The following is a 26269-nucleotide window of genomic DNA, read 5'->3' on the forward strand; positions in this document are numbered from 1 at the left end:
CCGCCCCGTCCACCTGCGGCGAGTCGTCGCCATGGAGCCGTCCATGGCGACGACTCGCCGTACGCGGTGGAGGCGAGGTAAGCTGGGTGAGCACTCACTCATTGGAGGCGGCCATGGACGGAACGGCCGGTGCGGTCCGCGGCGGGCGCCCGCCGGCGGCCGCGATGCGCGCGGCGATCGCCGGGATCTGGACGGACGGGCGGCGCGTCGAGCGCGCCTGCTACGCCGTCGGCGGGCTGCTGATGCTCGGCGGCCTCGCCCACCTGCTGGTGTTCGCCGTCGACGGCGGCCCGTGGACCGGGCCCGTCTCCTGGCGCAAGCCCGTCACCTTCGGCCTGTCCTTCGGGCTCACGCTGATCACCATCGCCTGGGCGGGCTCCCACCTCGAACTCGGCGAGCGGGCCCGGCGCGTCCTCCTCGGGGTGTTCGCGGCCGACTGCGTCGCCGAGGTCGCGCTGATCACCCTCCAGGCGTGGCGGAAGGTCCCGTCCCACTTCAACATGGAGACGCCGTTCGACACCGCCGTCTCGCGGACGCTGGCGGCCGGCGGCGCCGTCCTGGTGGTCACGCTCGTCGCGCTGACCGTCGCCGCGTTCCGCGCGAACCCCGGCACCGCCCCGAGCATGCGCCTCGCACTGCGCGCCGGGTTCGCCGCGCTCATGGTCGCGCTGGCGTCCGGCGCCGCGATGATCGCCAGGGGAGTGGCCGAGGCGCAGAGCGGCCACCAGCAGGCCGCCTACCACGTCGCCGCCGCCCTGAAGCCCGCGCACTTCGTCACGATGCACGCCGTCCTGGTGCTCCCGGCGCTGGCCTGGCTGCTGACCTTCACCGGATCCACGGAGGCGCGCCGCGTCCGGGTCGTCGCGCTCGCCGCCGCCGGCTACGGCGTCGCGGCCGCCGCCGTGGTCGCCGTCTCCGCCGTCCGGTTCGCCACCGCCTGAGACGGGCCGCACAACCAGGCGGGCCGACCGGTCCGATTCACACCGGGATGCCATACGCTTCCACTTATGGACGAGGTTTCGGCCCGCACTTCCCCGGAGACCGACCCGGCCCCGCCGGAACGGGGCAAGGGCGGCCTGCGGCGCTTCCTGCGGCGCATGGCGTCGAGCAAGGCCGAGCTCGAAGCCGAGGAGCTGCAGAAGACGAGCGGTGACGAGGGCGCCACCCCCATCACCGCATGTTCGGCGCGCAAGCGGCACTGCGTGGCGGGTACGCTGCGTACGGTGACCCTCCGGCCCCGGGGCGGCGCCCCCGCGCTGGAGGCCGAGCTCTACGACGGCACCGACGTGATCAACCTGGTCTGGCTCGGCCGGCGGCGCATCGCCGGCATCGACCCGGGCCGCCGGCTGCGCGCCGAGGGGCTGGTCAGCGTCCAGGACGGGCGCAAGGTCATGTTCAACCCGCGGTACGAGCTGCGCGGCGGTTCCTGATCCCGCCCGGCGCGGACGCGTGGGGCGGATCCGGGGACGCGAGGTCGCCCCGCAGCGATACGGCCTGGAGTGCGATGTGAGCGAACGGGAAGCGACAGAGACGGCGGCCGCCACCGGTGACCCCGCGGCGGCGCCCGGCGGCCCCGCGCACGCCCCTGCGCCCGACACGGCGCCCGACGCGGTGCCTGCCCCGGTGCCCGCCACCGTGACGGAGTCCTCCGGGGCGACCGCCGCCCCGGGCGACGCCCACGACACCGTCGAGGCCGCCGTGCGGGCCCAGCTCAGCAAGGCGCTCGGCGGCGTCCGCGGCATGATCGAGGCCGCCGTCCCCACCATCGGCTTCACCGCGACCTACGTCGCCGCCAAGGACATCAAGCTCGCCGTCGGCGTCGGGATCGGCGCGGCGGTGGTGCTGCTCGCGCTCCGCGTCGCGCAGCGCACCAGCGTCCAGTTCGTGCTGAACAGCCTCGTCGGCATCGCGATCGCGGCGTTCTTCGCGCTGCGCTCCGGCAAGGCCGAGGACGCGTTCCTGCCCGGCATCATGCTGAACGCCGGCTACGCCGCCGCGATGATCTTCTCGATCGTGGTGCGGTGGCCGATCGTCGGGTTCATCATCGGCTCCGTCACCGGCGATCCGACCGCTTGGCGGTCCGACCCCGGCATCGTGCGGCTGTGCTCACGGCTGACCTGGCTGCTGGTGCTGCCGTGCGCGCTGCGGGTCGCCGTGCAGTACCCGATCTACCTCGCGGCCGGCGACCAGAGCGGGCTGCTCGGCCCCGCGAAGATCATCATGGGCTGGCCGCTGCAGGTCGCCGCGCTCGCCACGATGGTGTGGCTGCTCGCCCGCGGCCGCACCCCGCTCCCCGCCGGCGAGGGCGCCGACGAGCCCGAGCGCGCCTGAACCACCGGCCCCCGCGCTCTGAACCACCGCACCCCACACGGCCCGCGGCCGACCGCGGCGCGGGGACGGGCCGTCCGGCCCGTCCCCTCCGCTCCCGGCGGCCTACCGGCCCCCGAGCAGCTCGGCGAGCTCGTCCTCCACGTCCTGGCTGGCGACGAACATCAGCTCGTCGCCCGGTTCGAGGGTGTCGTCCGGCGTCGGCACCAGCACCCGGCCCTCGCGCAGGATCGCCACCAGCGCCGTGTCGCGCGGCCAGCTCACCGACCCGACCCGCTCGCCGCCGAGCGGCGCGTTGTCGGGCAGCGTCAGCTCCACCAGGTTCGCCTCGCCCTGCCGGAACGTCATCAGCCGGACCAGGTCGCCGACGCTGACGGCCTCCTCGACCAGCGCCGACAGCAGCCGCGGCGTGGACACCGCGACGTCCACCCCCCACGACTCGTTGAACAGCCACTCGTTGTTCGGGTGGTTGATCCGCGCCACCACCCGGGGCACCCCGTACTCGGTCTTGGCGAGCAGCGACACCACCAGGTTGACCTTGTCGTCGCCGGACGAGGCGACCACCACCTGGCAGCGCTCCAGCGCCGCGTCGTCCAGCGCGGAGATCTCGCACGCGTCGGCCAGCAGCCACTCCGCGCGCGGCACCATCTCGACCTTGATGGCCTTCGGGCTCTTGTCGATCAGGAGCACCTCGTGGCCGTTCTCCAGCAGCTCCTGGGCGATGGAGCGGCCCACCGCGCCGGCCCCGGCGATCGCGACCCGCATCAGGCGCCCTCCTCGTTCCGCGCCGCGACGGCGGCGTTGATCCGCTCGACCTCGTCGGCGCGCGCGATGATGTGCACGATGTCGCCGTCCTGGATCACCGTGTTCCGCTCCGGGACGAGCGCCTCGCCCATCCGGGACAGGAACGCCACCCGGCAGTCCGCGTGCTCCTCCAGCGCCCCGACCTTCTCGCCGACCCACAGGTGCCCGGAGTCCAGCTCCGCGAGCAGCACCGCGCCGGTCGGGTCCCGCCACAGCGGCTCGGCCCCCTCGGGCAGCAGCCGGCGCAGGATCTGGTCGGCCGTCCAGCGGACCGTCGCGACCGTGGGGATGCCGAGCCGCTGGTACACCTCGGCGCGCCGGGGATCGTAGATCCGGGCCACCACGTTGTCGACGCCGAACGTCTCGCGGGCCACTCGCGCGGAGATGATGTTGGAGTTGTCGCCGCTGCTGACGGCCACGAACGCGTCCGCGTTCTCGATGCCCGCCTCGACGATCACGTCGCGGTCGAACCCGAACCCGGTGATGCGCCGGCCCTTGAAGCCGCTGCGCAGCCGGCGGAACGCCTCCGGGCTCTGGTCGATGATGGCCACGGTATGGCCCTTGTCCTCGAGGATGTGGGCGAGCGTCGACCCGACCCGCCCGCAGCCCATGATCACGATATGCACGGCCGTTCCTTCTTCCGTCCAGGGGGACGTCCCCCCTGTACCCCCCGCGCCGTGCACGGCATCCGCCGCCGGTCCGCCGACGCCGTGCTGCACCCGAGGATCGCTTTCCTGAATGATCCCTGCCGGGCTGCAAAACTACACATCCGCCCAGGCGAGCACTACCCGGTGGCCCAGAAGGCGGGGCCGGGGAAGCGCGTTCGGCGGACGGGCTAGGCTCTCCTTCCGTGTCAAAGGTTCCGGACCTTGCGAAGCGGCTCATCTTGGGCCGCGCTCTCAGCAGCGCCCAGCAGCACGAACAGCTGCTGAAGAAGAGGGTCGCGCTGCCGATCTTCGCCAGCGACGCCCTGTCCTCCGTGGCGTACGCCCCCCAGGAGATCCTGCTCGCGCTCGCCGCCGCGGGTCTCGTGACCTACCACTACACCCCCTGGGTCGCCGCCGCCGTCGTGGTGATCCTGCTCACCGTCGTCGCGTCGTACCGCCAGAACGTCCGGGCCTACCAGAGCGGGGGCGGCGACTTCGAGGTCGCCACCACCAACCTCGGCGGGAACTGGGGAGTGGTCGTCGCCAGCGCCCTGCTCGTCGACTACGTCATGACCGTCGCGGTCTCGGTGTCGTCCGGCGTGGAGAACCTCGGCGCGCTGCTGAAGTTCATGCAGCCGCACGAGGTGGCCGTCGCCATCGGCATCGTCGTGCTGCTCACGATCGGGAACCTGCGCGGCCTCAAGGAGGCCGGGGTCGCCTTCGCGATCCCGACCTACCTGTTCATGTTCTCCATCGTCGCCATGCTGGTGTGGGGCCTCGGCCGGCTGGTGACGGGCGCGCACCTGGACGCGGAGACCGCGCACTACCAGATCCACGGGGACGAGACGGGCGTCGCCGGGTTCGCGCTGGTGTTCCTGCTGCTCAGAGCCTTCTCCTCCGGCTGTGCCGCGCTGACCGGCGTCGAGGCGATCAGCAACGGCGTGCCCGCGTTCCGCAAGCCGAAGGGCGAGAACGCCGCCAAGACGCTGCTGGCGCTCGGGATCGTCGCGATGACGATGTTCGGCGGGGTGACCGCGTTCGCCTACATCACGCACGCCAAGTTCGCCTCGCCCGACCAGGGCAGCCACCTGATCAACCCCGCCACCGGCCGGGAGGTCACCGACGCCGACCCGGTGATCGCGCAGGTCGCGCACACCGTGTTCAGCAACTTCGAGGTCGGGTTCGGGCTGGTCACCACGATGACCGCGCTGATCCTGTTCCTCGCCGCGAACACCGCCTTCAACGGGTTCCCGGTGCTGGCGTCCGTGCTCGCGCAGAACCGGTACCTGCCCCGCCAGCTGCACACCCGCGGCGACCGCCTGGCCTTCAGCAACGGCATCATCATCCTCGCCACCATGGCGGGGCTGCTGATCTACGCCTACGACGCGTCCGTCAGCCGGCTGATCCCGCTGTACACCGTCGGCGTGTTCGTCTCGTTCACGGTCAGCCAGGTCGGCATGGTCCGGCACTGGAACCGGCTGCTCGCCATCGAGACCGACCAGGCGCAGCGGCGGCGGATGCGCACGTCCCGGGCGATCAACGCCTTCGGCGCCACGCTGACCGGCATCGTCCTGATCGTCGTGCTGCTCACCAAGTTCCTGCTCGGCGCCTACATCGTCTGCATCGCGATGCCGCTGCTGTTCCTGCTGATGCGGGCGATCCGCCGGCACTACGACCGGGTCGCCGAGGAGCTGGTGCCGTCCGGCGAGGACGTGGCGCTGCCCGCCCGCAACCACGCCATCGTCCTCGTCTCCAAGATCCACAAGCCGACGCTGCGCGCGCTGGCGTACGCCCGCGCGACCCGCCCGTCCTCGCTGGAGGCCGTCACGGTCGCGGTGGACGCCGAGGAGTCCAGCCGGCTCCAGGAGGAGTGGGACGCCCTCGACATCCCGGTCCCGCTGAAGATCCTCGACTCCCCGTACCGGGAGATCACCCGGCCCGTCCTCGCCTACGTCAAGAGCGTCCGGCGCCGCAGCCCCCGGGACGTCGTCACCGTCTTCATCCCCGAGTACGTCGTCGGACACTGGTGGGAGCAGCTGCTGCACAACCAGAGCGCGCTGCGGCTGAAGGGCCGGCTGCTGTTCCAGCCGGGCGTCATGGTCACCAGCGTCGCCTGGCAGCTGCACTCCTCCGACCGGCTGAAGGGCCGGGTGGAGCCGCCGGGGCCGGGCGCGTCCCGGCGTCCGCCGCGGGTCGAAGCGCGCCCGTCCGGCGGTAGTGTTGCGGACCGTGAGTGAAACCGACGGAGTCGGCCCGGGGGGCACGTCCCCCTCGCGAGGCACCGGCTCGGACCCCGATGTCCCCGAGATCCTCGAACTGGAGATCGGCAACGTCGCCAACGGCGGCTTCTGCGTGGCGCGGTACGAGGGGCGCGTGGTGTTCGTCCGGCACGCGCTGCCCGGCGAGCGGGTGCGGGCCCGGGTCACCGACCGCACCAAGAACTTCCTGCGCGCCGACGCCGTCGAGATCATCGAGGCGTCCCCGGACCGGGTCGAGCCGCCCTGCCCGTTTGCCGGGCCCGGCCGCTGCGGCGGCTGCGACTGGCAGCACGCCTCGCTGCCCGCGCAGCGCGCCCTCAAGGCCGCGGTCGTCGAGGAGCAGCTGAGCCGGCTGGCCGGGATCACGCGCACGGTCGTCGTCGAGGAGGTCCCGTACCCGGTCGACGCCGAGGTGATGCCGCAGCCGGGGCTCGGCTGGCGCACCCGCGTCCAGTTCTCCGTCGACGGCGGCGCGGTCGGCCTGCGCCGGCACCGCTCGCACGACATCGAGCCGGTCGACGAGTGCCTGATCGCGCACCCCGGCGTCGAGCTGATGGGCATCGAGCGCAAGCGCTGGCCCGGCGCGTCCGGCGTCGAGGGCATCGTGTCCGCCACCACCGGCGACCGGCTCGTGGTGCTCCGCGGCCGGGACCGCCGCAAGATCCGGGTGCCCCGGCTGGACGTTCCGGTCCGGCTGGTGCGCGGCAAGCCCGAGCCGGGATCGAACCCGCCGTACGTCCGCGAGAGCGTCTCCGGCCGGATGTTCCAGGTCAGCGGCAGCGGGTTCTGGCAGGTCCACCCGGGCGCCGCGCAGCTGCTCGCCGACGCCGTCGTGGACGCGCTGGAGCCCAAGCCGGGCGACATCGCCCTCGACCTGTACTGCGGCGTCGGGCTGTTCGCCGGCGTCCTCGCCGACCGGATCGGCCGCGACGGCCTCGTCGTCGGCGTCGAGTCCGACGGGCAGGCGGTCCGGGACGCCCGGTTCAACCTCCGCGACCTGGACAACGTCTCGATCGAGCGCGGCCCCGTCGAGGAGATCATCGCCGACCTGGAGTTCGGCCGCGCCTCCGGCGGCTCGCGCACGCAGAACAAGCGCGGCGGCGGCCACCACCGGGGCGAGCGCGTCCGCCGCGCCGACGTCGTCGTCCTCGACCCGCCCCGCACGGGCGCGGGCCGCGACGTCGTCGAGCACATCACCCGGCTCGCCGGCCGCAAGATCGCCTACGTGTCCTGCGACCCCGCCACCCTGGCCCGCGACCTCGGCTACTTCGGCGAGCGCGGCTGGACGCTGGAGACCCTGCGGGCGTTCGACGCGTTCCCGATGACCCAGCACGTGGAGTGCCTCGCGACGCTGGTCAGGGGCTGACCGGCCGCCTCCGGAAAACCGGTTGCGGGCGCTGGTTACCGTGGGCGCATGACCGATCTGGAGATCAGGGACGTCCCCGAGGACGCCCTGGACGGCATGATCGACTTCTCCGGGCTGGTGTTCCACCAGCGCATCCGCGAGCGCGACCTGGAACGCTGGCGCTGGCTGATGCGCCGCGCCGAGCGGATCGGCGCCTGGTCCGGCGACGTCCGGGCGGGCCAGCTCGCCGCGCTGCCGATGCGGCTGGCCGTGCCGGGCGGGACCGTCGACTGCTCCGCGATCACCGCGGTCGGCGTGCTGCCGACGCACCGCCGCCGCGGCGTGCTGTCGGCGATGATCGAGCGGATGCACGCCGACGCGACCGCCGCGGGCCGCCCGGTCGCGGTGCTGTGGGCGTCCGAGGGCGCGATCTACGGCCGCTACGGCTTCGGCCTCGCGGACCGGGCCGCCGAGCTGGAGGTCGACACCTCCCGCCCGCTGGACCTGCGCACCGAGCCCGACCCGCGGCCGCTGCGGTTGGTCGACCCCGCGGAGGCGCCCGCCGTCCTCGGCCCGATCCACGAGACCGCCCTGTCCCGCCGTCCGGGCGGGCTGGTGCGCGACGGGGAGTGGTGGTCCCGCAACGTCCTGCCCGAGGAGGAGCTGAGCGACGAGCGGCTCACCGAGCCGCGCGTCGTCGTGCACCCCGAGGGCTACGCGATCTACCGGACGGGCCACGGCACCGTCCGGCTGGAGGACCTCGTCGCCGCGGACGCCCGGGTCGAGGCGGCGCTGTGGCGGTACCTCGCCGGGATCGACCTGACCTCGCGGATCAAGGCGCCGAGCCGCCCGGTGGACGACCTGCTGCCGCACATGGCCGCGGACCCCGACCAGGTCCGGGTGACCGGGGAGTACGGCGCGCTGTGGCTGCGGCTCGTCGACGTCCCGGCCGCGCTCCGGGCCCGGTCCTGGGCGTCCGGCGACGCGTTCGTGCTGGACGTCGCGGACGCCCGCATCCCCGCGAACCACGGCCGGTGGCGGCTGACGACCGGGCCCGCGCCCGGCTGCGCGCCCACCGCCGACCCGCCGGACCTGTCCCTGGACGTCGCGGACCTCGGCGCCGTCTACCTCGGCGGCGCCAGGCTGAGCACGCTGGTGCGCATCGGCGCGGTCACCGAGCACACGCCGGGCGCCGCCGTGCGCCTGGACGCCGCCCTCGCCGTCCCGCTGGCCCCCTACACCAACGACGACTTCTGAGATCGAGCCGCGGCGTGCCGCTGCCATGAGCGCCTCATGACGACGACACGCCGCGGCTCAACGGGGCGGCGCCGGGCGGATCAGCGCCAGAAGAAGACCTTGGCGCTTCCTCCGGTGGCGACCTTCGCGGCGCCGGAGCCGTGCTGGACGACCTGGAACCGCACCCGGTAGCCGTCGCCCACGGTGTCGGCGCCCAGCGAGTACACGATGTGGGTCTGGTCGCCGGCCGACACGTAGTCCTGCACGGGCCCGCCGGTGACCTTGCTGTCGTCCTTGCTGTCGACCTCGACCGTACGGGCCTGGATCAGCGTGCCCGCGGGCACCCCGGTGACCGTGACGGCGGCGGTCAGCGCGTAGCGGGCGGAGCCCCACAGGATGCTGGGGCCGCCCGCGTCGCTGTGCTGGTGCTCGGAGTCGGCGTAGTCGTGCTGCCAGCTGACGTTGGTCCACTGGCCGGCGGGCAGCTGCTGCTCCTTGGTCGTGCCGACGGACACGTAGCTCGGCATGTCGTCGTTCTCCTCCTCGGGCGAGACGCCGACGCGCCACTGCCCGTAGTCGCTCTTGACGGCGCGGTCGTAGTCGAGGCCGACGCCGTTGATGGTGTGGTCGTTGGAGTACTGCTGGAGCTGGGCGCGCGCGTCCCACCGGCCGCCGGACCAGGCGTAGGTCTGCCACCCGTAGGTGATCTTCCCGGCGTCGAACGCCCGGTTGACCGGCCCGTATCCGGCGTACAGGCCGACGCGGTCGCGGCCGAGGACGGACGCGGCGCCGTCCAGGTAGGCGTTGATCGCGCTCTGCTGGGAGGACGAGGCGTCCCAGTCGACCGCGAAGTAGATCGGCCGGTCGTCGGGCATGCCGCACGCCTTGGCCTGGCCCGCGGCGGCCTGCGCGTCGGCGGTCCCCGCGGCCTTGCCGTCCAGCGCCCGGTTCGCGGCGGTCTCCCACACCACCACCAGCCAGATGCCCGCCTCCGACAGCTCGTCCGCCTCGGCGCGGGTCAGGTTCTTGCCGGTGGTGTCGTGCGAGAGGTAGCGGCACGCGAACTTCGCCCCGGCGCGTTTCAGCGCGGACGCGCCGGGGCGGCCCCACGCGTAGTCGACGCCGAAGACTGCCATGTCAACTCCATGATTCGGATCCAGGTCATTGCCGATTCAACAGCTTGTGCCCTTTTCGTCGCAGGAGATTCCCGAGGTTGGATCGCCCAGAACGGGCCGCTCCGCCCGAAGTGACTCTCCGTCACGACACGCCCACGTTGCGCTAGCGCCTTTACCTCCCGCTCGCTACAACGGACCTGTCCGCTACGTAAATGCAGGCCACGGGGGGTTTCAGGATGATGCGGAAGAGGACGGGGCACGCCGGCGCGCGGGCGCTCGCGGTGCTGGCGGCCGCGCCGCTGCTGGGCGTGGTGCCGCTCGCGGGCGCGGCCGCGCGGGCCGACGGCCCAGGCCCGTCGGGGCACAAGGGGCAGCACGGACACCAGGGCAAGGGGCACGAGGGCGAGCACGGCCACAAGGGCAAGGGCAAGGGGCAGGGGCACAAGGGCAAGGGCAAAGGCAAGGGACGGGCCCGCCCTGCGCCGCACCGCAAGCCCGTCAAGCAGCAGAAGAAGGCCAGGTCGGTGCGGCTGCACACCAGCGGTCCCGGCCAGGCCGTGCTCCCCGGCCGCACGTACGACTGGCCGTTCGCGGTGACGGCGAACGGACCGGGGAAGGCGGGCCGCGCGGTGGTCCGCGCGACGCTGCCGAAGTCGCTGGAGTTCGTGTCGGGGCGGCGCGACTGCGCGGTGAGCGGGTGGACGGTCGAGTGCGATCTCGGCGCCGTCCGGCCCGGTGAGACGGTCGCCGGGATGATCCGGGCGAAGGTCGCCCGGCGCGCCCGGCCGGACGAGGCGCTCCGGATCCCCGCGACGGCGACGTGGCGCGGGATGCGCGCCGCCGCGAGCTTCCCGGCGGTGCGCGTCGCCCGGACGGCGGACCTCGTCATGCAGAAGACCGCGCCCGCGACCGCGCGGGCCGGCGCGCCGATCTCCTATCAGCTGAAGATCGGCAACCGGGGCCCGGCCACGGCCGAGAACGTGTTCGTCCACGCGTCGGGACCGGTGCGGCTGCTCGTCGGGAACGCCGCGTGCGTCCCCGAGCGGCGGGGCTTCGTGTGCGGGGTCGGCTCGCTGCGGCCCGGCGAGACGCGGACGCTGCGCTTCAAGGTGCTGCCGGCCGGGAACGTCCGGGCCGGGAAGGTGCTCCAGTACGCCTCGCGGGTCACGTCGTCGACCATCGATCCGCGCCCCGGCAACAACTCCGCGACCGTCCGCACCAGGATGACGGCGCAGAAGAGCCCGGTGAAGAAGAGCCCGGTGAAGAAGGGCCACGCCGAGCAGGCCGGGGGCAAGAAGCACGCACCGAAGGGAACGCCGAAGCACGCGCCGAAGAAGGCGCCGAAGAAGGCGCAGGCGGGCGCGCCGCAGTCCAAGCGGGCGGCCGGGAGGTAGGTCCCGCGGCGCGGGCAGGGGCGCGGACGTACGAGGATGGACCCATGCGTCTACGGATCTTCACCGAGCCCCAGCAGGGGGCGAGCTACGAAACACTGCTGTCGGTCGCCAAGGCGGCGGAGGACCTCGGCTTCGACGCGTTCTTCCGCTCCGACCACTACACCAAGATGGGGGACGTGTCGGGCGAGCCGGGCCCGACCGACTCCTGGGTCACGCTCGGCGCGCTGGCCCGCGAGACGAGCCGGATCCGGCTCGGCACCCTGGTGACGGCCGGGACGTTCCGCTACCCGGGCCCGCTGGCGATCTCCGTCGCGCAGGTCGACCAGATGAGCGGCGGCCGCGTCGACTTCGGGATCGGGACGGGCTGGTTCGAGGAGGAGCACGTCCACTACGGCATCCCGTTCCCCAGCCTGAACGAGCGGTTCGAGCGGCTGGAGGAGCAGATCCGGATCGTCACCGGGCTGTGGGGCACGCCGGACGGGGAGACGTTCTCCTTCGCCGGGAAGCACTACACGCTCAAGGACTCGCCCGCGCTGCCGAAGCCGGCGCAGGCGGGCGGCCCGCCGGTGATCCTTGGCGGTTTCGGGCCGAAGCGGACGCCGCGCCTGGCCGCCGCCTACGCCGACGAGTACAACGTGCCGTTCCACCAGGTCGAGGACACCGGTGGCGCGTTCGGCCGGGTCCGGGCCGCGTGCCGGGACGCAGGGCGGACCAAGCCGATGGTGTACTCCGCCGCGCAGGTCGTCTGCTGCGGGCGGGACGAGGCGGAGATCGCGCGCCGCGCCGACGCCATCGGCCGCCGGGTCGACGAGCTGCGGGAGAACGGCCTGGCGGGCACCCCGGCCGAGATCGTGGAGAAGATCGGGCGGTTCGGGGAGCTCGGCGCCGAGCGGCTCTACCTGCAGGTCCTCGACCTGAGCGACCTGGACCACCTGGAGCTGCTGGCGTCGGAGGTGCTGGCCAAGGTCTGACCGGCGCCGCTCCGGCGCCCGCTCGTCGAGAGGCGCCCGGTACGCCGGGCCCGGTATGGCGGAAGGCCCGCGGCGGGACGTGCGCTCCACGCAGGAGCGCTCGTCCTCGCCGCGGGCCTTTCTCCGGGGTTGCCGGGCCGGGTCGCGGAACCTCGGGGCCGCCGGGTCGCGGGACGCCGGGCCGGGAGCCGCCGGAGCCGTGGGGCGCCGCCGGGCACGGGGCGTCAGGCGACCGCGGGCTGCGCGCCGCCGCCGGCGGGGTCCTGCGGGCGAGCGTGCCTCGGCAGCAGGAACACGGCCAGGAACGTCAGGCCGAGCATGCCGACCACGATCCACAGCGTGATCTTCATGGCGCCGGTGAAGCCGACCTTGGCCGCGTGCGCCGCGTCCGCCGCCACCGCCTTCTGGATCGCGGGGGCGGAGGCCGGCGCCGCGGCGATCGCCGCCTTGACGTCCTCCTGCATCCGCGCGCAGGACGGCGGCACGGCCTGGGCGTCCTTGGCGGTGGCCCGGTCGTGGCCGCACGCCCGCAGACCCGTCACGATGCGCTCCTGCTGCGCGGCCGGGACGGACGCGGCGGTGAGCCGCCCGCGCAGCGCGGCCGACCCGTCGTCGGCGGCGGTGGCGACGTGGCCGCCGAGCAGCCCGAAGAAGATCGTGCCGAGGACGGCGGCGCCGAGCGAGCTGCCGAGCTGCTGGATCGCGGTGAGGGTGCCGCCCGCGGAGCCGGCCTCCTCGGGCTCGACGCCCGCCAGGGCGGTGTCGAAGAACGGGGCCATCAGCAGCCCCATGCCGAGCCCGGTGACGGTCAGGGCCGGGACGAGCTGCCACGGCGTGACGCCGGTGCCGGCGAGCTGCAGGGTGGCGAACATCCCGGCGATGCCGGCCGCCATGACGAGGGCGCCCGCCTGGATGACGATGCGGCCGAACCGCTGGACGGCCTGCGCCGCGCCGAAGCCGAGGACGATGCCGACCGACCACGGGATCTGCGACAGTCCGGCCTTGAGCGCGGAGAAGCCGAGGCCGAGCTGGAAGAACAGCGAGAGCACGAGGCCGGTGCCCGCCATGGCGCTGAAGAAGACGACGCCGACGACGAGCCCGCCGGTGAAGCCGCGCTTGCGGAACAGGCTGGGGATGATGAGCGGGTCGGCGCCGGCCCGCTGCTTGCGCGCCTCGTACCAGGCGAAGAGCGCCCAGACGGCCAGGGACGCGGCGATCATCGCGAACGTCCAGGCGGGCCAGTCCAGCTCGCGGCCCTGCACCAGCGGGTAGATCATCAGCCCGGCGCCGACGGACGCCAGCACGGCGCCGGTGAGGTCGAGCCGGGTGGCCTGCGGGGACTTCCCGGAGGGCAGGAAGCGCAGCCCGGCGAGCACGGCGGCCAGGCCGAGCGGCAGGTTGATCAGGAAGATCATCCGCCAGCCGGTGCCCCACAGGTCGGCGTCGATCAGCCAGCCGGCCAGCACCGGTCCGCCGACCGACGACAGCCCCATGACCGGGCCGAACGCGCCGAACGCGGCGCCCATCTCCTTCTCGCTGAACATCTGCTTGATCATGCCGATGCCCTGCGGCAGCATCATCGCGCCGAAGAGGCCCTGCATCAGCCGGGCGCCGATCAGCATGCCGGGCGAGACCGCCACGCCGCACAGCAGCGAGCCGGCGGTGAAGCCGGCCGCGCCGACGACGAACATCTGCTTGCGGCCGTACAGGTCGCCGAGCCTGCCGCCGGTGATGACGCCGACCGCCATGGCGAGGGTGTAGCCGGCCGCGAGCCACTGGATGGTGGCGGCGGATCCGCCCAGCTCGGCGCGGATGGTGGGGGCGGCGATGTTGGTGATCAGGGAGTCCAGCATGTCCATGATCTCGCCGGCGAGGATCACGAAGAGGGCGGCCCACCGCCAGCGGTAGCCGGCCGTGCCGGTGGCCCCCGCGGGGGTCTGCAGTGTCTCGGTCATGGTCGTCTCCATCACGGGGGGGGAACACCGTTCTTAACTACGAACACCGTTCTACGTTGGGAACGCCGTTCGTGTCAAGTACGATGTTCGTGAACGCGAGTTTGTCTCTCAGGTAGAGAAGATATATCGCGTTCCGGGATAGTCAAGATGTATCGCGAAATTGGGAGGTCCCGAGGTGGCCAGCGCACGTCCGGACATGCCGACGCCGCCGGGCCGCCGGCCGCGCAGGGCCGCGCCGTCCCGGCAGCCGCTCACGCAGGAGCTCGTCGTCGAGACGGCGATCGCCGTCCTGGACGCCGAGGGCCTGGAGGCCGTCACCATGCGCCGCGTCGCGCAGGAGCTCGGCACCGGCCCGGCCTCCCTGTACGCGCACGTCTCGGACAAGCAGGAGCTGCGGGAGCTGATGCTCGACCGCGTCGCCGCCGAGATCAGGCTGCCCGCCGAGCCCGACCCGGCCCGGTGGCGCGAGCAGCTGAAGGAGGTCGCGATGGAGATCCGCCGCGTCTACACCTCGCACCGGGACATCGCGAAGGTCTCCATGGGGCTGATCCCGACGGGCCCGAACCTGCTCGCCGTCGCCGAGTCGCAGCTCGCCCTCATGATCGCGGCCGGCGTCCCTCCGAAGATCGCCGGGCTCGCCGTCGACACGCTGGGCATGTACATCGACGCCGACGCCATCGAGGACACCTTCTACACGGCGACGATCAAGGGCGACGAGGACCCGTGGGAGCACTTCCAGAAGTACCTCGCCCAGATCCGCGAGTACTACAAGGCCCTGCCGGCCGACCGGTATCCCCGCATCGTCTCGCTGGTGGACGACCTCACCGACGAGGGCGGCGCCGAGCGCTTCGAGTTCGGGCTCGACGTCCTGCTGCGCGGCATCGCCTCCTACATCGAGGACGGCGGCGGCGCGTAGGCCCGCGGTGCCGCCGCGGGCGGCACCGCGAGGGCGTCAGCCGAAGACGCGGCGGAACGCGTTGCGCCTGGGGGTGTCCTTGGCGGACTCCCAGACGGCGAAGACGACGTGCTCGAAGCGGTTCTCGAACTCGCCGCCCGGCCCGAGCGGACCGGCGAACGCCTCCGCCACCTCCGCCGGGTCGTTGCGGAACACGCCGCAGCCCCACGCGCCCAGGACCAGCCGCCCGTGCCCCCGGGCCAGCGCCACCGCGAGGACCTTGCGCGCGCGCACGCGCAGCACGTCAGGGATCCGCTCCGCCTTCTCGGGGTCGCGGATCGCGCCCCGGTTCGGAGCGGGCGAGGTCAGGAACGCCACCTCGTACGGCTCGTCGAGCAGGCGCCCGGCGTCGGTGCGGATCACCGGCACGCCGGGGGAGTAGATCATGTGGTCGCTGTAGAGCAGGTCGCCCTGCGCGCGGTGGAACTCGTAGTACTCCCTGGCGGCGCGCAGCGACGGGTACAGGCCGGACGAGCGGGCCAGACCCTCCTCCTGGGCGTGCGCGCCGTTCAGGAACCCTCCGCCGGGGTTCTTGGCGGAGGCGAAGTTCAGCGCCAGCGGGACCTTCCCGGGCGCGACCAGGCGCCGCGCCGCCGCGAGGGTGGTCTCGTCGGTCACCTCGATGCGCGTCGCGGCGCCGCCGGCGGGGCCCGCGCCCGGTGCCGTGCCCGGCAGGTCCTTGAGGAGGGCGTCCAGCTCCTCCGGGCGGTAGAGGACGGTGTCGCGCACGCAGCGCGCCAGGTCGTCGGCGATGGAGACGGTGTGCCCGGCCGGGGCACGGTACTCGCCGCGTTCGAGGACGGCCACGGTCTCCTGCGCGGTCATCCGGCGGGGGTGTCTGCTCATGTCGCTCCGGATTGTGGCGGTCCCGCGCCGCCGGCCGCAAACCCTTTTCGCGCTCGGCACGCCACTCTTCGTGGTCGGGCGAGTCATGCCAGAGATGTTGGCACTTGTCGCGCTACCTGGGGATTTGTGGGAAATGATCATATTCTGACTACTTTCTGGCATGCTGGCCCGCGATGCAGCCTCCACGATCCCGAGAAGGCCGGCGCCGGGCGTCGTCCCACCGCCGGGCCCCCGCGCCCCCGCCCCAGCCGCCGATGCCGCCCGCCGGGTCCGGGTACCCGGGCCCGGCGCAGGAGCCGTTTCCGGGACAGGAGCCGTTCCCGGGAGAGGCGTCCTTCGCGGCGGAACCCCCCGCACCGCGCGGCGGACGCGGGGGCCAGGGCGGGCGCCGGCGCGGCGGGCGCGGGCAAGGCGGAGGCGGGCGCGGCGGGCGCGGTGGAGGCGGGCCCCGCCGTCCGTCCACGGGGGACTGGCTCGGCGACGACCTGGAGCGCGAGTTCGAGGGCGCCCGGCGGACGCGGCTGCGCGGAGTGATCCTGGGCGTCACCGCCCTGGTGCTGATCAGCGTCGCCGGGCTCGGCGCGATGGCCTACCTGAGCTTCGGCGGCGGGACCAAGCACGCCGCCGCGCCGCCGCCGCCCGCACGGGAGACCGGCAAGGGGGACGGCGGCGCGCGGGTCGAGACGGAACCGCCCGACGCGCCGTCCGCCACGCCCAAGAGCTCGCTGTACATCCCCACGAAGGGGACGGGGAAATTCCTTCTGCCCGCTTCCGGAAGCCGCGTGTTCGGCCACGGAAAGGTCATGCGCTACATGGTCCAGGTGGAGGGCGGCTTACGGCAGAACCCCACGAAGTTCGCGCGCAGCGTCGACAAGATACTCGCCGATCCGCGCGGGTGGACGGCCAGCGGCAAATGGGCGTTCCAGCGCGTGAACTCCGGCCAGTACGACTTCGTGGTGCAGCTCGCGTCGCCGAAGACCGTCGACCGGATCTGCGGCTCGTACGGCATGACCACGAACGGCACGGTGAACTGCAGCGGCGGCAAGCAGGTCGTGGTGAACCTGCGGCGCTGGCTGCTGCTGACGAAGTACTACCGCGGGCAGCCGGACGCCTACCACGCCCTCACCATCAACCACGAGGTCGGCCACCGGCTGGGATTCGGCCACATGACCTGCCCGGGGCGCGGCCGCCCCGCGCCCGTGATGATGCAGCAGATCTACGGGCTGAAAGGCTGCAGGATCAACCCGTGGCCGTACGACACGCACGGCCGTTTCCTGACCGGCCCCTCCGTGCCCGGAAAATGAATTAGAAGCGCATCGCCGGGTTCCGCCACACTCGAGGCGTGCTCCTCACGATCAGTACCACCGCGGACCAGGCGACCGACCTGGGCTTCCTGCTGCACAAGCATCCGGACAAGGCGCAGAGCTTCGGCCAGTCCTTCGGCACCGCGCACGTCTTCTACCCCGACGCGGACGCGGGGCGCTGCACGGCGGCGCTGCTGCTGGACGTCGACCCCGTCAAGCTGGTGCGCACGCGCGGCAAGGGCACGCCCGACTTCTCCCTCGGCCAGTACGTGAACGACCGCCCGTACGCGGCGTCGTCGCTGCTGGCGTCCGCGATGGCGAACGTCTTCCGCACCGCCATGCGCGGCAAGTGCGCGCTGCGCCCGGAGCTGGCGGAGTCCGCGATCCCCCTGGAGATCGTGCTGCCGGCGCTGCCGTGCCGGGGCGGTCCGGGGCAGGCCGAGCGCTTCTTCGCGCCGCTGGGCTGGGACGTGTCGGCGGTGCCCGTGCCGCTGGACCCGGAGTTCGCCGAATGGGGCGACTCCCGCTACGTGACGCTCACGCTCACCGGCCGTATGCGGCTCGCCGACGCGCTCAACCAGCTCTACGTGCTGCTGCCCGTGCTGGACGACGCGAAGCACTACTGGATGGCGCCGGACGAGGTCGACAAGCTCATCCGGGCGGGGGAGGGGTGGCTCGGCACGCATCCCGACCGGGCGGCCATCACCCGCCGCTACCTCGCCAACCGGCGCGCGCTCGTGCGCGCCGCGCTGGGCCGCCTGGCCGACGCGGAGGACGCGCCGGAGGAGGCCCTCGACCCGGTCGAGGTCGAGGAGGAGCCCGCGCGGGCGGAGAACGGCGCCACCGCCGCGAACGGCGCGGACGGGGCCGCCGCCGAAGAAGAGGCGCCGGTCTCGCTGTCGGAGCGGCGGGTCCAGGCGGTCGTGCAGGCGCTCCACGACGAGGACGCGCGCCGCGTCATCGACATGGGCTGCGGGTCGGGGAAGCTCCTGGCGCGCCTCGCCCGGGACGACTTCTTCGCGGAGATCGCCGGTACGGACGTCTCGTACCGCGCGCTGGAGGGGGCGGCGCGCCGGCTGCGCCTGGACAAGCCGCGGCACCGTCCCGACAAGCGCGTCCTGGACGTCTTCCAGAGCGCCCTCACCTACGCGGACGACCGCTTCCGCGGCTACGAGGCGGCCGTGCTGATGGAGGTCGTCGAGCACATCGACCCGCCCCGGCTCCGTGCCATGGAGCAGGTCGTGTTCGGCCACGCCCAGCCCCGCGTCGTCATCGTGACGACCCCCAACGCCGAGCACAACGTCCGCTACGAGGGGCTGGCGCCCGGCGCCATGCGCCACCCCGACCACCGCTTCGAATGGACCCGCGCGGAGTTCCGCGCTTGGGCGGACGGCGTCGCCGCCGCGCACGGCTACCGCGTCCGCCACGTGCCCGTCGGCGACGACGACCCCGAGGTGGGCGCGCCGACGCAGATGGGAGTGTTCGTCCGATGACCGAGATCCGGCTTCCGGAGATGGGGCTCGTCGTCCTGGTCGGCGTGACCGGGTCGGGCAAGTCGCACTTCGCGCGCAAGCACTTCGCGCCGACGCAGGTGGTGTCGTCCGACCGCTGCCGCGGCATGGTGTCCGACGACGAGAACGACCAGTCCGCCACCGGCGACGCGTTCGACCTGCTGCACTACATCGTGGCCAAGCGGCTGCGGCGCGGCCTGCTCACCGTGGTGGACGCGACGAACGTGCAGAGCAAGGCGCGCCAGGCGCTGCTGCGGCTCGCCAAGGAGCACGACGTGCTGACGGCGGCGATCGTCCTGGACGTCCCCGAGCGGCTCGCCGCCGAGCGCAACGCCGTCCGGCCCGACCGGGACATGCCCGCGCACGTGATCCCGCGCCAGCGGCGCGAGCTGAACCGCGGGCTGCGGACGCTGGGCCGCGAGTTCCGGCGCTGCTACGTGCTGTCCGGCCAGGAGGAGATCGACGCCGCGACGATCGTCTACGAGAAGGCGTGGAACGACCGGCGGGACCTCACCGGGCCGTTCGACATCATCGGCGACGTGCACGGGTGCCTCGCCGAACTGGAGGACCTGCTGGGCGACCTCGGCTACGGGATCGAGCGGGACGCGCAGGGCCTGGCCGTGGACGCGAACCACCCGGGCGGCCGCACCGCCGTCTTCGTCGGGGACCTGGTCGACCGCGGCCCGGACTCACCGGGCGTCGTCCGGCTCGTCAAGGGGATGGTGGAGGCCGGCAACGCGCTGTGCGTCTCCGGCAACCACGAGGCGAAGCTCGTCCGGGCCCTGCGCGGGCGCCAGGTTCGGCTGTCGCACGGGCTCGCCGAGTCGATGGAGCAGTTCGGCGCCGAGACCGAGGAGTTCCGCGACGGCGCGCTGCGCTTCATGGACGGGCTCATCAGCCACTACGTCCTCGACGAAGGCCGACTGGTCGTGGCCCACGCCGGGCTCAAGGAGGACTACCACGGGCGCGCGTCGGGCCGTGTCCGGTCGTTCGCGCTGTACGGCGACACCACCGGGGAGACCGACGAGTACGGGCTGCCCGTCCGGTACCCGTGGGCGCGCGACTACCGAGGCAAGGCGATGGTGGTGTACGGCCACACGCCCGTCCCGGACGCCGAGTGGATCAACAACACCATCTGCCTGGACACCGGCGCGGTGTTCGGCGGCAAGCTGACCGCGCTGCGCTACCCGGAGCGCGAGCTGGTGTCGGTGCCCGCGCGGCAGGTCTGGTACGAGCCGACCCGGCCGCTGCACGCGGCGTCCGCCTCGGCGCCGGGCGGCCACCGCGAGAGCGACGTCTTGAAGATCGACGACGTTCTCGGCAACCAGGGCGTGGAGACCCGGCTGATGGGGCGCGTCACCGTCCGGGAGGAGAACGCGCTCGCCGCGCTGGAGGTGATGAGCCGGTTCGCCGTCGACCCGCGGTGGCTCGTCTACCTGCCGCCCACGATGGCGCCCGCCGCCACCTCGCCGCTGCCCGGGTACCTGGAGCACCCCGCCGAGGCGCTCGCCGCGTACCGGGAGAAGGGCGTCCTGCGCGCGATCTGCGAGGAGAAGCACATGGGCTCGCGCGCCGTCGCGGTCGTGTGCCGCGACGCGTCCGTCGCCGAGACCCGCTTCGGCGTGGACGACGGGACGACCGGCGCGGTCTACACCCGCACCGGGCGGTCCTTCTTCCGCGACGCGTCCGCGACCGAGGAGGTGCTCGGCCGCCTCCGTTCCGCGATCGGCGCCACCGGGCTGTGGGACGAGCTGGAGACCGGATGGCTCGTGCTGGACTGCGAGCTGCTGCCCTGGTCGGCCAAGGCCATGGACCTCATCCGCACCCAGTACGCCGCGACCGGCGCGGCGGCGCGCGCCGCGCTGCCGATGGCGTCCGACGTCCTCGCGCGCGCACACGAGCGCGGCCTCGACATCGGCGGGCTCCGCGAGCACATCGACCGGCGCGCGGCCAACGCGGCGCGCTTCCGCGACGCCTACGCGCGCTACTGCTGGCCCGTGAACGGGCTGGAGGGAGTGCGGATCGCGCCGTTCCAGGTGCTCGCCGCCGAGGGCCGCTCCCTGGCCACGGCACGCGACCACGACTGGCACATGGACGTGGCCGCCGGGCTCGCCGCCGCCGACCCCACCGGGCTGCTCCAGCGGACCGAGTCGGTCGTCGTGGACCTGGCGTCGCCGGAGTCGGAGGCCGCCGCGACCGAGTGGTGGGAGAAGCTCACCGCGTCGGGCGGGGAGGGGATGGTCGTCAAGCCGCTCGGCCCGCTCCCGGAGGGCACGAAGGTCCAGCCGGGCGTGAAGTGCCGGGGCCGGGAGTACCTGCGGATCATCTACGGGCCGGACTACACCGAGCCGGAGAACCTCGACCGGCTGCGCGGCAGGTCGCTCGGCCGCAAGCGGTCGCTGGCGATGCGCGAGCACGCCCTCGGAACCGAGGCGCTCGACCGGCTCGCCGCCGGGGAGCCGCTGTGGCGGGTCCACCAGGCCGTCTTCGCCGTGCTGGCCCTGGAGTCGGAGCCCGTCGACCCGCGCCTGTGACGGCCGCCGCCGCGGCCCGCCGGGCGCGCTTGCGCGGCCCATAGGGCCGGGAACGACCGCGGCCCGCCTCCCAGAGGGGCGGGCCGCGTGCGGGTCAGGTCGAGAAGAGCATGTGGAAAACGCCGCCGTGGTGGCCGTGGTGCCCGTGGTGGCCACCGTGGTGATGGTGGTGCACGGCCGCCGCCGGGGCGCCCCATCCGGGCGGCGGCGGAGCGGCCCGGTGCCGGGCCTCCATCTGGCTGAGGGCCTCGAGCTCGCCGTAGTCGAGGAAGATGCCCCGGCAGTTGTCACACTGCTCGATGTGGACGCCGCTGCGGTTGTAGGTCCGCATCAATCCATGACACTTAGGGCAGTGCATCGCCTTGTCGTCCTTCCGTTATGGATCCCCAGGTAGAGGCTAAACGTAGGGCGGGTTCCGCGCCACGTCACGCCGGCCGTCATGCCGCGCCCCCCGTCGCGGAGATTCTGCCGCAGGCGTCCACCATCGCCTGCTCCGGTCCGTCCAACGGGCGCTCATCCTCCCGTGCGGATATGACGCACGTGGCGGCGATCTGGATCGCCAGACTTCGCGCGGGCATGTCGAGGTGCGTCCAGGGGGCGCCGGCGTCCGGCACCGCGGGGCCGCCGGCCTCGACGTAGGCGTCGAGGAACCGCGCCCAATCGTCGGGGTGCAGGACGCCCGACAGGTACAGCGCCGCAGGGCGGGCGAGGTCCCACGCGGGGTCGCCCCTGCCGAGGTCCTCGATGTCTATCAGCCGCCAGCGGCCATCCCGCGCGCGCACCATCTGGCCGAGATGCCAGTCGCCGTGAATGAGGCACTCCGCGCGCGCGGGACGCGCGTCGCCCGCCCCTTCACCGCGAATCCAGGCGGGCAGGGTCGCGAACGCGCGCCGCACCTCCTCCTCGGCAGGGCCGTCGCCGAGGCGCGCCACCTGCGTCGCCACGCGCGTGGGACGCCCCCAGGACGGTGCGTCCGCCGGTATGGGCGTGGAGTGGAGCGCCGCCAGAAGCCGTCCGGCGTCCTCCCACGGAAGTTCCTCGTGCGGATCCACCGGCTCCCCGTACGCGGAGAGCGTCACCGTACGGCCGTCCACGATCGACGGCGGACCGAGCGGCCCCAGCAGGAGGTCCGGCAGGGACGCCGCCACCTTGATGCGTTCGAGGAACGGCTCCCCGTAGTCGCGGCCGGGCTGATGCGCCTTCACCACGACGTCGCCCACCCGCACGACCAGCACGCCGTGACGGTCGTACAGCGTCTCCGGATCGAGCGGCGCGTCCGAAGCGCGCGCGGCGACGCGGGACGAGTCACGCCCGATCTCGACGAGCCGGGCGGAGAGCTCCGGCGGGGCGGTCTCGGTCTCCACGGGGACAGTCAACCACCCGGCGGGCGCCCCCTACGCCGGAGAATTCACCGATTCGTCGCGCAGCTTGCGCCGCACGACCTTCCCCAGGACGTTCCGCGGCAGCTCCGTGCGCGGGCGGAACTCGGCGGGCACCTTGTAGTGCGAGAGGTAGCGCTCGCAGTGCCGCCGCAGCTCGTCTGCGGAGAACGGGTAGGCGGGGTGCTCCACCACGTGCGCGATGACGCGCTCCCCGCGCCGCTCGTCCGGCCCGCCGACCACGGCGCAGTCGTACACGGCGGGATGGCGCCGCAGGACCTTCTCCACCTCGGACGGGAAGACGCTGAAGCCGCTCACCTTGATCATGTCCCGCTGCCGCTCGAGGATCGTGATGAACCCGTCCTCGTCCATCACCGCGATGTCGCCCGTGCGGAGCCAGCCCTTGGACAGGGCCTGCGCGGTGGCCAGCGGCGCGTTCCAATAGCCCGCGAACACCTGGGGGCCGCGCACCACCAGCTCGCCGACCTCCCCGGGAGGCAGGTCCCGCGTCGGCTCGTCGATGTCCACGATGACGGCGTCCGTCATCGGCAGCGGCAGCCCCACGGTCGTGTTCCGGGCGCCGCCGCCCAGCGGGTTGCCGGTGACGGCCGGAGACGCCTCCGTCAGCCCGTAGCACTGGATCAGCCCGCGCGCCCCCAGCTCCTCGAAGCGGTCGAGCGTCCGCTGCCCCAGCGCCATCGCGCCGCAGATGTACACGCGCAGCGACCGCAGGTCCGACGGCCGGAACCGCGGGCTGTCCAGCACCTGCTCGTAAAGCGTCGGCACACCGGGGAACACCGTCGGACGGTACTTGCGGATGGCGCGCAGCACCCGGTCGCGGTCGAAGCGCGGGAGCAGTACCACCGCCCCCGCCGTCATCACCGGCGCGATGAGGCAGCTCATCAGGCCGAACGAATGGAACAGCGGCAGCACCCCGAGCGTCACGTCCTGCCCATCGCGCCCGCCGACGTCCCAGGCGTGCTGCTGGCACGCGTTAGCGACGAGGTTGCGGTGCGTCAGCATGGCACCCTTGGGGCGCCCCTCGGTCCCGCCCGTGTACTGGATGGCCGCCAGGTCCCGCGACGGTTCCACCGGAAGCTGCCGCACCTGCCGCTGCGGGATCCGCTGCAGCTCCTTGAACGGGACGACGCCCGCGTCGCCGGGCACGTCCGCGGTGATGGCCGCGCGGCGCCGCTGCGTCTGCACCAGCGGGAGCCGCAGCACGGCGCGCCTGGCCGGCGGCAGGTAGTCGACGAGCGAGGTGACGACGACGTGCTCCAGCCGCAGCCGGTGCCGCACCGCCCGCACCGTCGCGTAGGAACGATCCAGCACGACGGCGACCCGGGCGTCGCAGTCGGCGAGCTGGTGGAGCATCTCCTCCTCGGTGTACAGCGGGTTGTGCTGGACGGCGATCGCGCCCCTGCGCAGCACCCCGAAGAACGCGATCACGGCCTGCGGGCAGTTCGGCAGGATCAGCGCGACCCGGTCGCCGGGCTGCACGCCGAGCCGGTGCAGCCCGTCGGCGAAGCGGTCCGCCGCGTCCCGCAGCTCCCGGTAGTCGAGCCGCCGCCCGAAGAAGACGAGCGCGGTCCGCCGCGGGTACCGCTCCGCGGCGTCGTCGAGCAGCCGGGTGACGGGGACGTCCGGGATCTCGATGTCGGTGGGAACCCCCGGCTGATACCTCCGCCGCCACGGGAGTGATCTTTGTGACGAGGGCCACATAATCGAGAATTCAACCACGACCCGCCCGATCCCGGAACTCGCCGCGGCCCTCCGCCCGCCGCTTGGGGTGCCGTTCGCGGGGTGAGAGCATCGACCTGGATCGGAGAGGGCAACATGCTTTTTCGGGTCAAGACAAACGAGCGCACTCGAACGTGTGTTTAATGAGAACGCAAGAGAGGTCCATGCCGCGCGGGCGTGGGGGCGAAAGCCAAGCCACCGTGCCCGTACCGGTCACCTGGTGCTGTGCTCGCCTCCCCTGGTCTCGGCCGGGGTGTCGGTGCTGCCCCAGCCTGTTCGACCTCGCCGCCAGTGGGGCGGAGAGGCTAAACGCCTGTGGAGGCGATGTAAGACCCGGCTCATCCGGGCAGGCGCTTGTGAAGCAGGAACCCGGCTCCGTGCATGCGGGTGAGACCGGGACCGTCGCCGCGCGAGCGGCGGCTGCCTGGACGGCGAATGCTTGCGTTCGTTTCGTTGCAGGTGACGGGAACGATGCCCGCGGAAACGCAAGAGTACGAACGTGCGACCAGGGCTACACGGCTCAGCGGGACGGCACGCGCCCGGCCCGCTGAGCCGCCTCCTGCCGCCCGTCATGGGGTCGCTGCTGGAGTTCGGCCCGCCGGACGGCGAACCGAGGTTCCGGCTGTGCATCAGCGGCGACACGCTCATGTACGACGAGATCGGCGAGATCCGCCGCCGGTTCCCCGGCATCGACGCGGGCGTCGTGCATCTCGGCGGCACCCGGCTGCTCGGGCTGCTCACCGTCACCATGGACGGGCGCCAGGGCGCGCAGTGGCTGGAGACCACCGGCTGCGCGACCGCCGTCCCCGTCCACTACGACGACTACACGGTGATGAAGTCGCCGCTCTCGGACTTCGACAAGGAGGTGGGGCGGCGCGGGATGGCGGCCCGCCTGCGCCATGTCGAGCGCGGCGGCACCATCACGATCGGACCGGCGGCGAGCCGGACCCCGTCGCCCGCGCCGCACCCGGCGCGATGACGCCCCGGCCCGCTGACGGCCCGGCGCGATGACGCCCCGGCCCGCTGACGGCCCGGCGCGCTGACGGCCCGGCCCGGACCGGCGGCACGTCGCGCCGTCAGCGGGTCCAGCCCTCGGAGGCGGTCACCGTCCGGGACTCCGGCGCCGGGGCCTCGACGGCGCGCGCCTCGTACGCGGTGGACAGCACGATGTGGGAGTTCATCTCGCCGTGCTCGCCGAGGCGCTCCAGCAGCCCCTCGAGGTGCGGCATGGACGCGACCCGCACCTTGAGCATCGAGCACCAGTTCCCGCTGAGCTTGTGCACCTCGGTGACCTCGGGCAGGTCCTCGGCGGTGGTGGTCTTCAGCAGGCAGCGGCCGAGGGCGCAGCGCATCTGCACGAACGCGGTGAGCGGCTGGCCGACGCGGGCCGGGTCGATCCGCGCCTGGTAGCCGGTGATCACCCCGGACTCCTCCAGCCGCCGGACCCGCTCGGCCACCGCGGGCGCCGACAGGTTGACGCGGGCCGCGAGCCGGTTGAACGACAGCCGCCCGTCGCGCTGGAGTTCGGCGATGATGCGCCAGTCCGTCCGGTCGAGCTCCCGATCCATCCGCAAGGCCCCTTTCCGGAATCGGCTTCCGAACGCCAGGCGGCGCCGAGCGAACACCATAGATCGTCCATTCATCCCGGCGCAGGACCTTTCTAGCGTCGAGGGCATGGATCAGACCCTCACCGCGCGCCCCGCACGGGCGCGCCCGATGGCGGCGCTGTGCGCGGGGACAGCCCTCATGAACGCGGCGATGTCGATGGCGAGCGCGGCGGGCACGCTGGCCGCCGCGGACCGGCTCGGCACCGGCTGGGGCGGCGTCCCCGCCACCGCCGGGATCGTCGGCACGGGGGTCGGCGCGCTCGCGCTGACCCGCGCGGCCGGCCACCATCGCCGCCGCATCGCGCACGCCGGCGGCGACGCCACCGGCGCGGAGATCAGC

Annotated in this window: 22 protein-coding genes and 1 pseudogene; 14 read left to right on the top strand and 9 right to left on the bottom strand. The window is 73.2% G+C overall.

The annotated features are described in order from the left end of the window. The first annotated feature begins 113 nt into the window (after nucleotides 1-113). The 3 genes from amrb99_RS24485 (at nucleotide 114) to amrb99_RS24495 (ending at nucleotide 2331) form a co-directional block, all read left to right on the top strand. Complete coding sequence (locus tag amrb99_RS24485) at nucleotides 114-941, top strand: hypothetical protein (RefSeq protein WP_190860030.1); 828 nt, start codon at nucleotides 114-116, stop codon at nucleotides 939-941. Between the two features lie 66 nt (nucleotides 942-1007). After that, nucleotides 1008-1430, top strand: coding sequence for an OB-fold nucleic acid binding domain-containing protein (locus amrb99_RS24490; protein ID WP_173095319.1), 423 nt, complete (start codon nucleotides 1008-1010; stop codon nucleotides 1428-1430). Between the two features lie 193 nt (nucleotides 1431-1623). After that, nucleotides 1624-2331 carry a DUF3159 domain-containing protein gene (locus amrb99_RS24495; protein ID WP_347256830.1) on the top strand — a complete coding sequence of 236 codons (708 nt, stop codon included), beginning with the start codon at nucleotides 1624-1626 and terminating at the stop codon, nucleotides 2329-2331. Between the two features lie 102 nt (nucleotides 2332-2433). Here amrb99_RS24495 and amrb99_RS24500 read toward each other — a convergent pair whose 3' ends face one another. Further along, complete coding sequence (locus amrb99_RS24500; protein ID WP_151545913.1) at nucleotides 2434-3093, bottom strand: TrkA family potassium uptake protein; 660 nt, start codon at nucleotides 3091-3093, stop codon at nucleotides 2434-2436. Further along, entirely contained in the window at nucleotides 3093-3758 is a 666-nt protein-coding gene (locus amrb99_RS24505) for a TrkA family potassium uptake protein (protein WP_151545914.1), read from the bottom strand. The genes amrb99_RS24500 and amrb99_RS24505 overlap by 1 nt, the downstream gene beginning before the upstream one ends. A gap of 224 nt (nucleotides 3759-3982) precedes the next feature. Between amrb99_RS24505 and amrb99_RS24510 the strand changes: the two genes are divergently transcribed. The 3 genes from amrb99_RS24510 to amrb99_RS24520 all read left to right on the top strand — a co-directional run bounded on the left by amrb99_RS24510 (nucleotide 3983) and on the right by amrb99_RS24520 (nucleotide 8639). Continuing rightward, nucleotides 3983-6016: an amino acid permease gene (locus tag amrb99_RS24510; RefSeq protein WP_190860035.1), complete on the top strand. Its 2034-nt coding sequence runs from the start codon at nucleotides 3983-3985 to the stop codon at nucleotides 6014-6016. A gap of 70 nt (nucleotides 6017-6086) precedes the next feature. Beyond that, complete coding sequence (locus amrb99_RS24515) at nucleotides 6087-7403, top strand: class I SAM-dependent RNA methyltransferase (RefSeq protein ID WP_347256831.1); 1317 nt, start codon at nucleotides 6087-6089, stop codon at nucleotides 7401-7403. Nucleotides 7404-7451: 48 nt separating this feature from the next. Continuing rightward, on the top strand, nucleotides 7452-8639 hold the full coding sequence (locus tag amrb99_RS24520) for a GNAT family N-acetyltransferase (protein ID WP_190860039.1): 1188 nt from the start codon (nucleotides 7452-7454) through the stop codon (nucleotides 8637-8639). An 80-nt stretch (nucleotides 8640-8719) separates the two neighbouring features. Here amrb99_RS24520 and amrb99_RS24525 read toward each other — a convergent pair whose 3' ends face one another. Beyond that, on the bottom strand, nucleotides 8720-9754 hold the full coding sequence (locus amrb99_RS24525) for a glycoside hydrolase domain-containing protein (protein ID WP_190860041.1): 1035 nt from the start codon (nucleotides 9752-9754) through the stop codon (nucleotides 8720-8722). Between the two features lie 215 nt (nucleotides 9755-9969). Between amrb99_RS24525 and amrb99_RS24530 the strand changes: the two genes are divergently transcribed. Together amrb99_RS24530 and amrb99_RS24535 are read left to right on the top strand one after the other, a co-directional pair. Next, entirely contained in the window at nucleotides 9970-11127 is a 1158-nt protein-coding gene (locus amrb99_RS24530) for a DUF11 domain-containing protein (RefSeq protein ID WP_190860043.1), read from the top strand. 44 nt (nucleotides 11128-11171) lie between these two features. Next, on the top strand, nucleotides 11172-12098 hold the full coding sequence (locus tag amrb99_RS24535; RefSeq protein ID WP_190860046.1) for an LLM class F420-dependent oxidoreductase: 927 nt from the start codon (nucleotides 11172-11174) through the stop codon (nucleotides 12096-12098). Between the two features lie 224 nt (nucleotides 12099-12322). On the opposite strand, the gene amrb99_RS24540 is transcribed toward amrb99_RS24535, so the two are convergent. Then, nucleotides 12323-14053 (bottom strand): MFS transporter, encoded by a 1731-nt coding sequence (locus tag amrb99_RS24540; protein ID WP_206700088.1) that lies wholly within the window; start codon nucleotides 14051-14053, stop codon nucleotides 12323-12325. Nucleotides 14054-14228: 175 nt separating this feature from the next. Here amrb99_RS24540 and amrb99_RS24545 point away from each other — a divergent pair, with 175 nt between their 5' ends. Next, on the top strand, nucleotides 14229-14969 hold the full coding sequence (locus tag amrb99_RS24545) for a TetR/AcrR family transcriptional regulator C-terminal domain-containing protein (RefSeq protein WP_347256828.1): 741 nt from the start codon (nucleotides 14229-14231) through the stop codon (nucleotides 14967-14969). A 36-nt stretch (nucleotides 14970-15005) separates the two neighbouring features. Here amrb99_RS24545 and amrb99_RS24550 read toward each other — a convergent pair whose 3' ends face one another. Beyond that, nucleotides 15006-15854, bottom strand: coding sequence for a TIGR02452 family protein (locus amrb99_RS24550; RefSeq protein ID WP_190860050.1), 849 nt, complete (start codon nucleotides 15852-15854; stop codon nucleotides 15006-15008). A gap of 254 nt (nucleotides 15855-16108) precedes the next feature. Between amrb99_RS24550 and amrb99_RS24555 the strand changes: the two genes are divergently transcribed. The 3 genes from amrb99_RS24555 to amrb99_RS24565 are packed head-to-tail and all read left to right on the top strand — an operon-like array spanning nucleotide 16109 to nucleotide 21203. Then, on the top strand, nucleotides 16109-17158 hold the full coding sequence (locus amrb99_RS24555; protein WP_241755870.1) for a DUF3152 domain-containing protein: 1050 nt from the start codon (nucleotides 16109-16111) through the stop codon (nucleotides 17156-17158). A gap of 38 nt (nucleotides 17159-17196) precedes the next feature. Continuing rightward, a complete protein-coding gene (locus tag amrb99_RS24560; RefSeq protein ID WP_190860053.1) occupies nucleotides 17197-18651 on the top strand; it encodes a 3' terminal RNA ribose 2'-O-methyltransferase Hen1 in 1455 nt (484 codons plus the stop codon). Further along, a complete protein-coding gene (locus tag amrb99_RS24565; RefSeq protein WP_190860055.1) occupies nucleotides 18648-21203 on the top strand; it encodes a polynucleotide kinase-phosphatase in 2556 nt (851 codons plus the stop codon). Before amrb99_RS24560 ends, amrb99_RS24565 begins: the two co-directional genes overlap by 4 nt. A gap of 94 nt (nucleotides 21204-21297) precedes the next feature. Here the strand turns inward: amrb99_RS24565 and amrb99_RS24570 are convergent, their stop codons facing one another. The 3 genes from amrb99_RS24570 to amrb99_RS24580 all read right to left on the bottom strand — a co-directional run bounded on the left by amrb99_RS24570 (nucleotide 21298) and on the right by amrb99_RS24580 (nucleotide 24304). Further along, nucleotides 21298-21561 carry a zf-TFIIB domain-containing protein gene (locus amrb99_RS24570; RefSeq protein WP_190860057.1) on the bottom strand — a complete coding sequence of 88 codons (264 nt, stop codon included), beginning with the start codon at nucleotides 21559-21561 and terminating at the stop codon, nucleotides 21298-21300. Nucleotides 21562-21640: 79 nt separating this feature from the next. Further along, a complete protein-coding gene (locus tag amrb99_RS24575) occupies nucleotides 21641-22567 on the bottom strand; it encodes an aminoglycoside phosphotransferase family protein (RefSeq protein WP_347256829.1) in 927 nt (308 codons plus the stop codon). A 30-nt stretch (nucleotides 22568-22597) separates the two neighbouring features. Further along, nucleotides 22598-24304: an AMP-binding protein gene (locus tag amrb99_RS24580; RefSeq protein WP_190860059.1), complete on the bottom strand. Its 1707-nt coding sequence runs from the start codon at nucleotides 24302-24304 to the stop codon at nucleotides 22598-22600. A 517-nt stretch (nucleotides 24305-24821) separates the two neighbouring features. On the opposite strand from amrb99_RS24580, the gene amrb99_RS24585 reads away from it, so the two are divergent. Then, complete coding sequence (locus tag amrb99_RS24585; RefSeq protein WP_190860061.1) at nucleotides 24822-25301, top strand: hypothetical protein; 480 nt, start codon at nucleotides 24822-24824, stop codon at nucleotides 25299-25301. A 97-nt stretch (nucleotides 25302-25398) separates the two neighbouring features. Here the strand turns inward: amrb99_RS24585 and amrb99_RS24590 are convergent, their stop codons facing one another. Next, nucleotides 25399-25890, bottom strand: a complete 492-nt coding sequence (locus tag amrb99_RS24590) for an Lrp/AsnC family transcriptional regulator (RefSeq protein ID WP_206700089.1) — start codon at nucleotides 25888-25890, stop codon at nucleotides 25399-25401. Nucleotides 25891-25996: 106 nt separating this feature from the next. On the opposite strand from amrb99_RS24590, the pseudogene amrb99_RS24595 reads away from it, so the two are divergent. Then, nucleotides 25997-26269: pseudogene (locus amrb99_RS24595) on the top strand (hypothetical protein); the annotation flags it as partial.

It is taken from the genome of Actinomadura sp. RB99 (genome assembly GCF_014706005.1).
Taxonomy (GTDB): domain Bacteria; phylum Actinomycetota; class Actinomycetes; order Streptosporangiales; family Streptosporangiaceae; genus Spirillospora.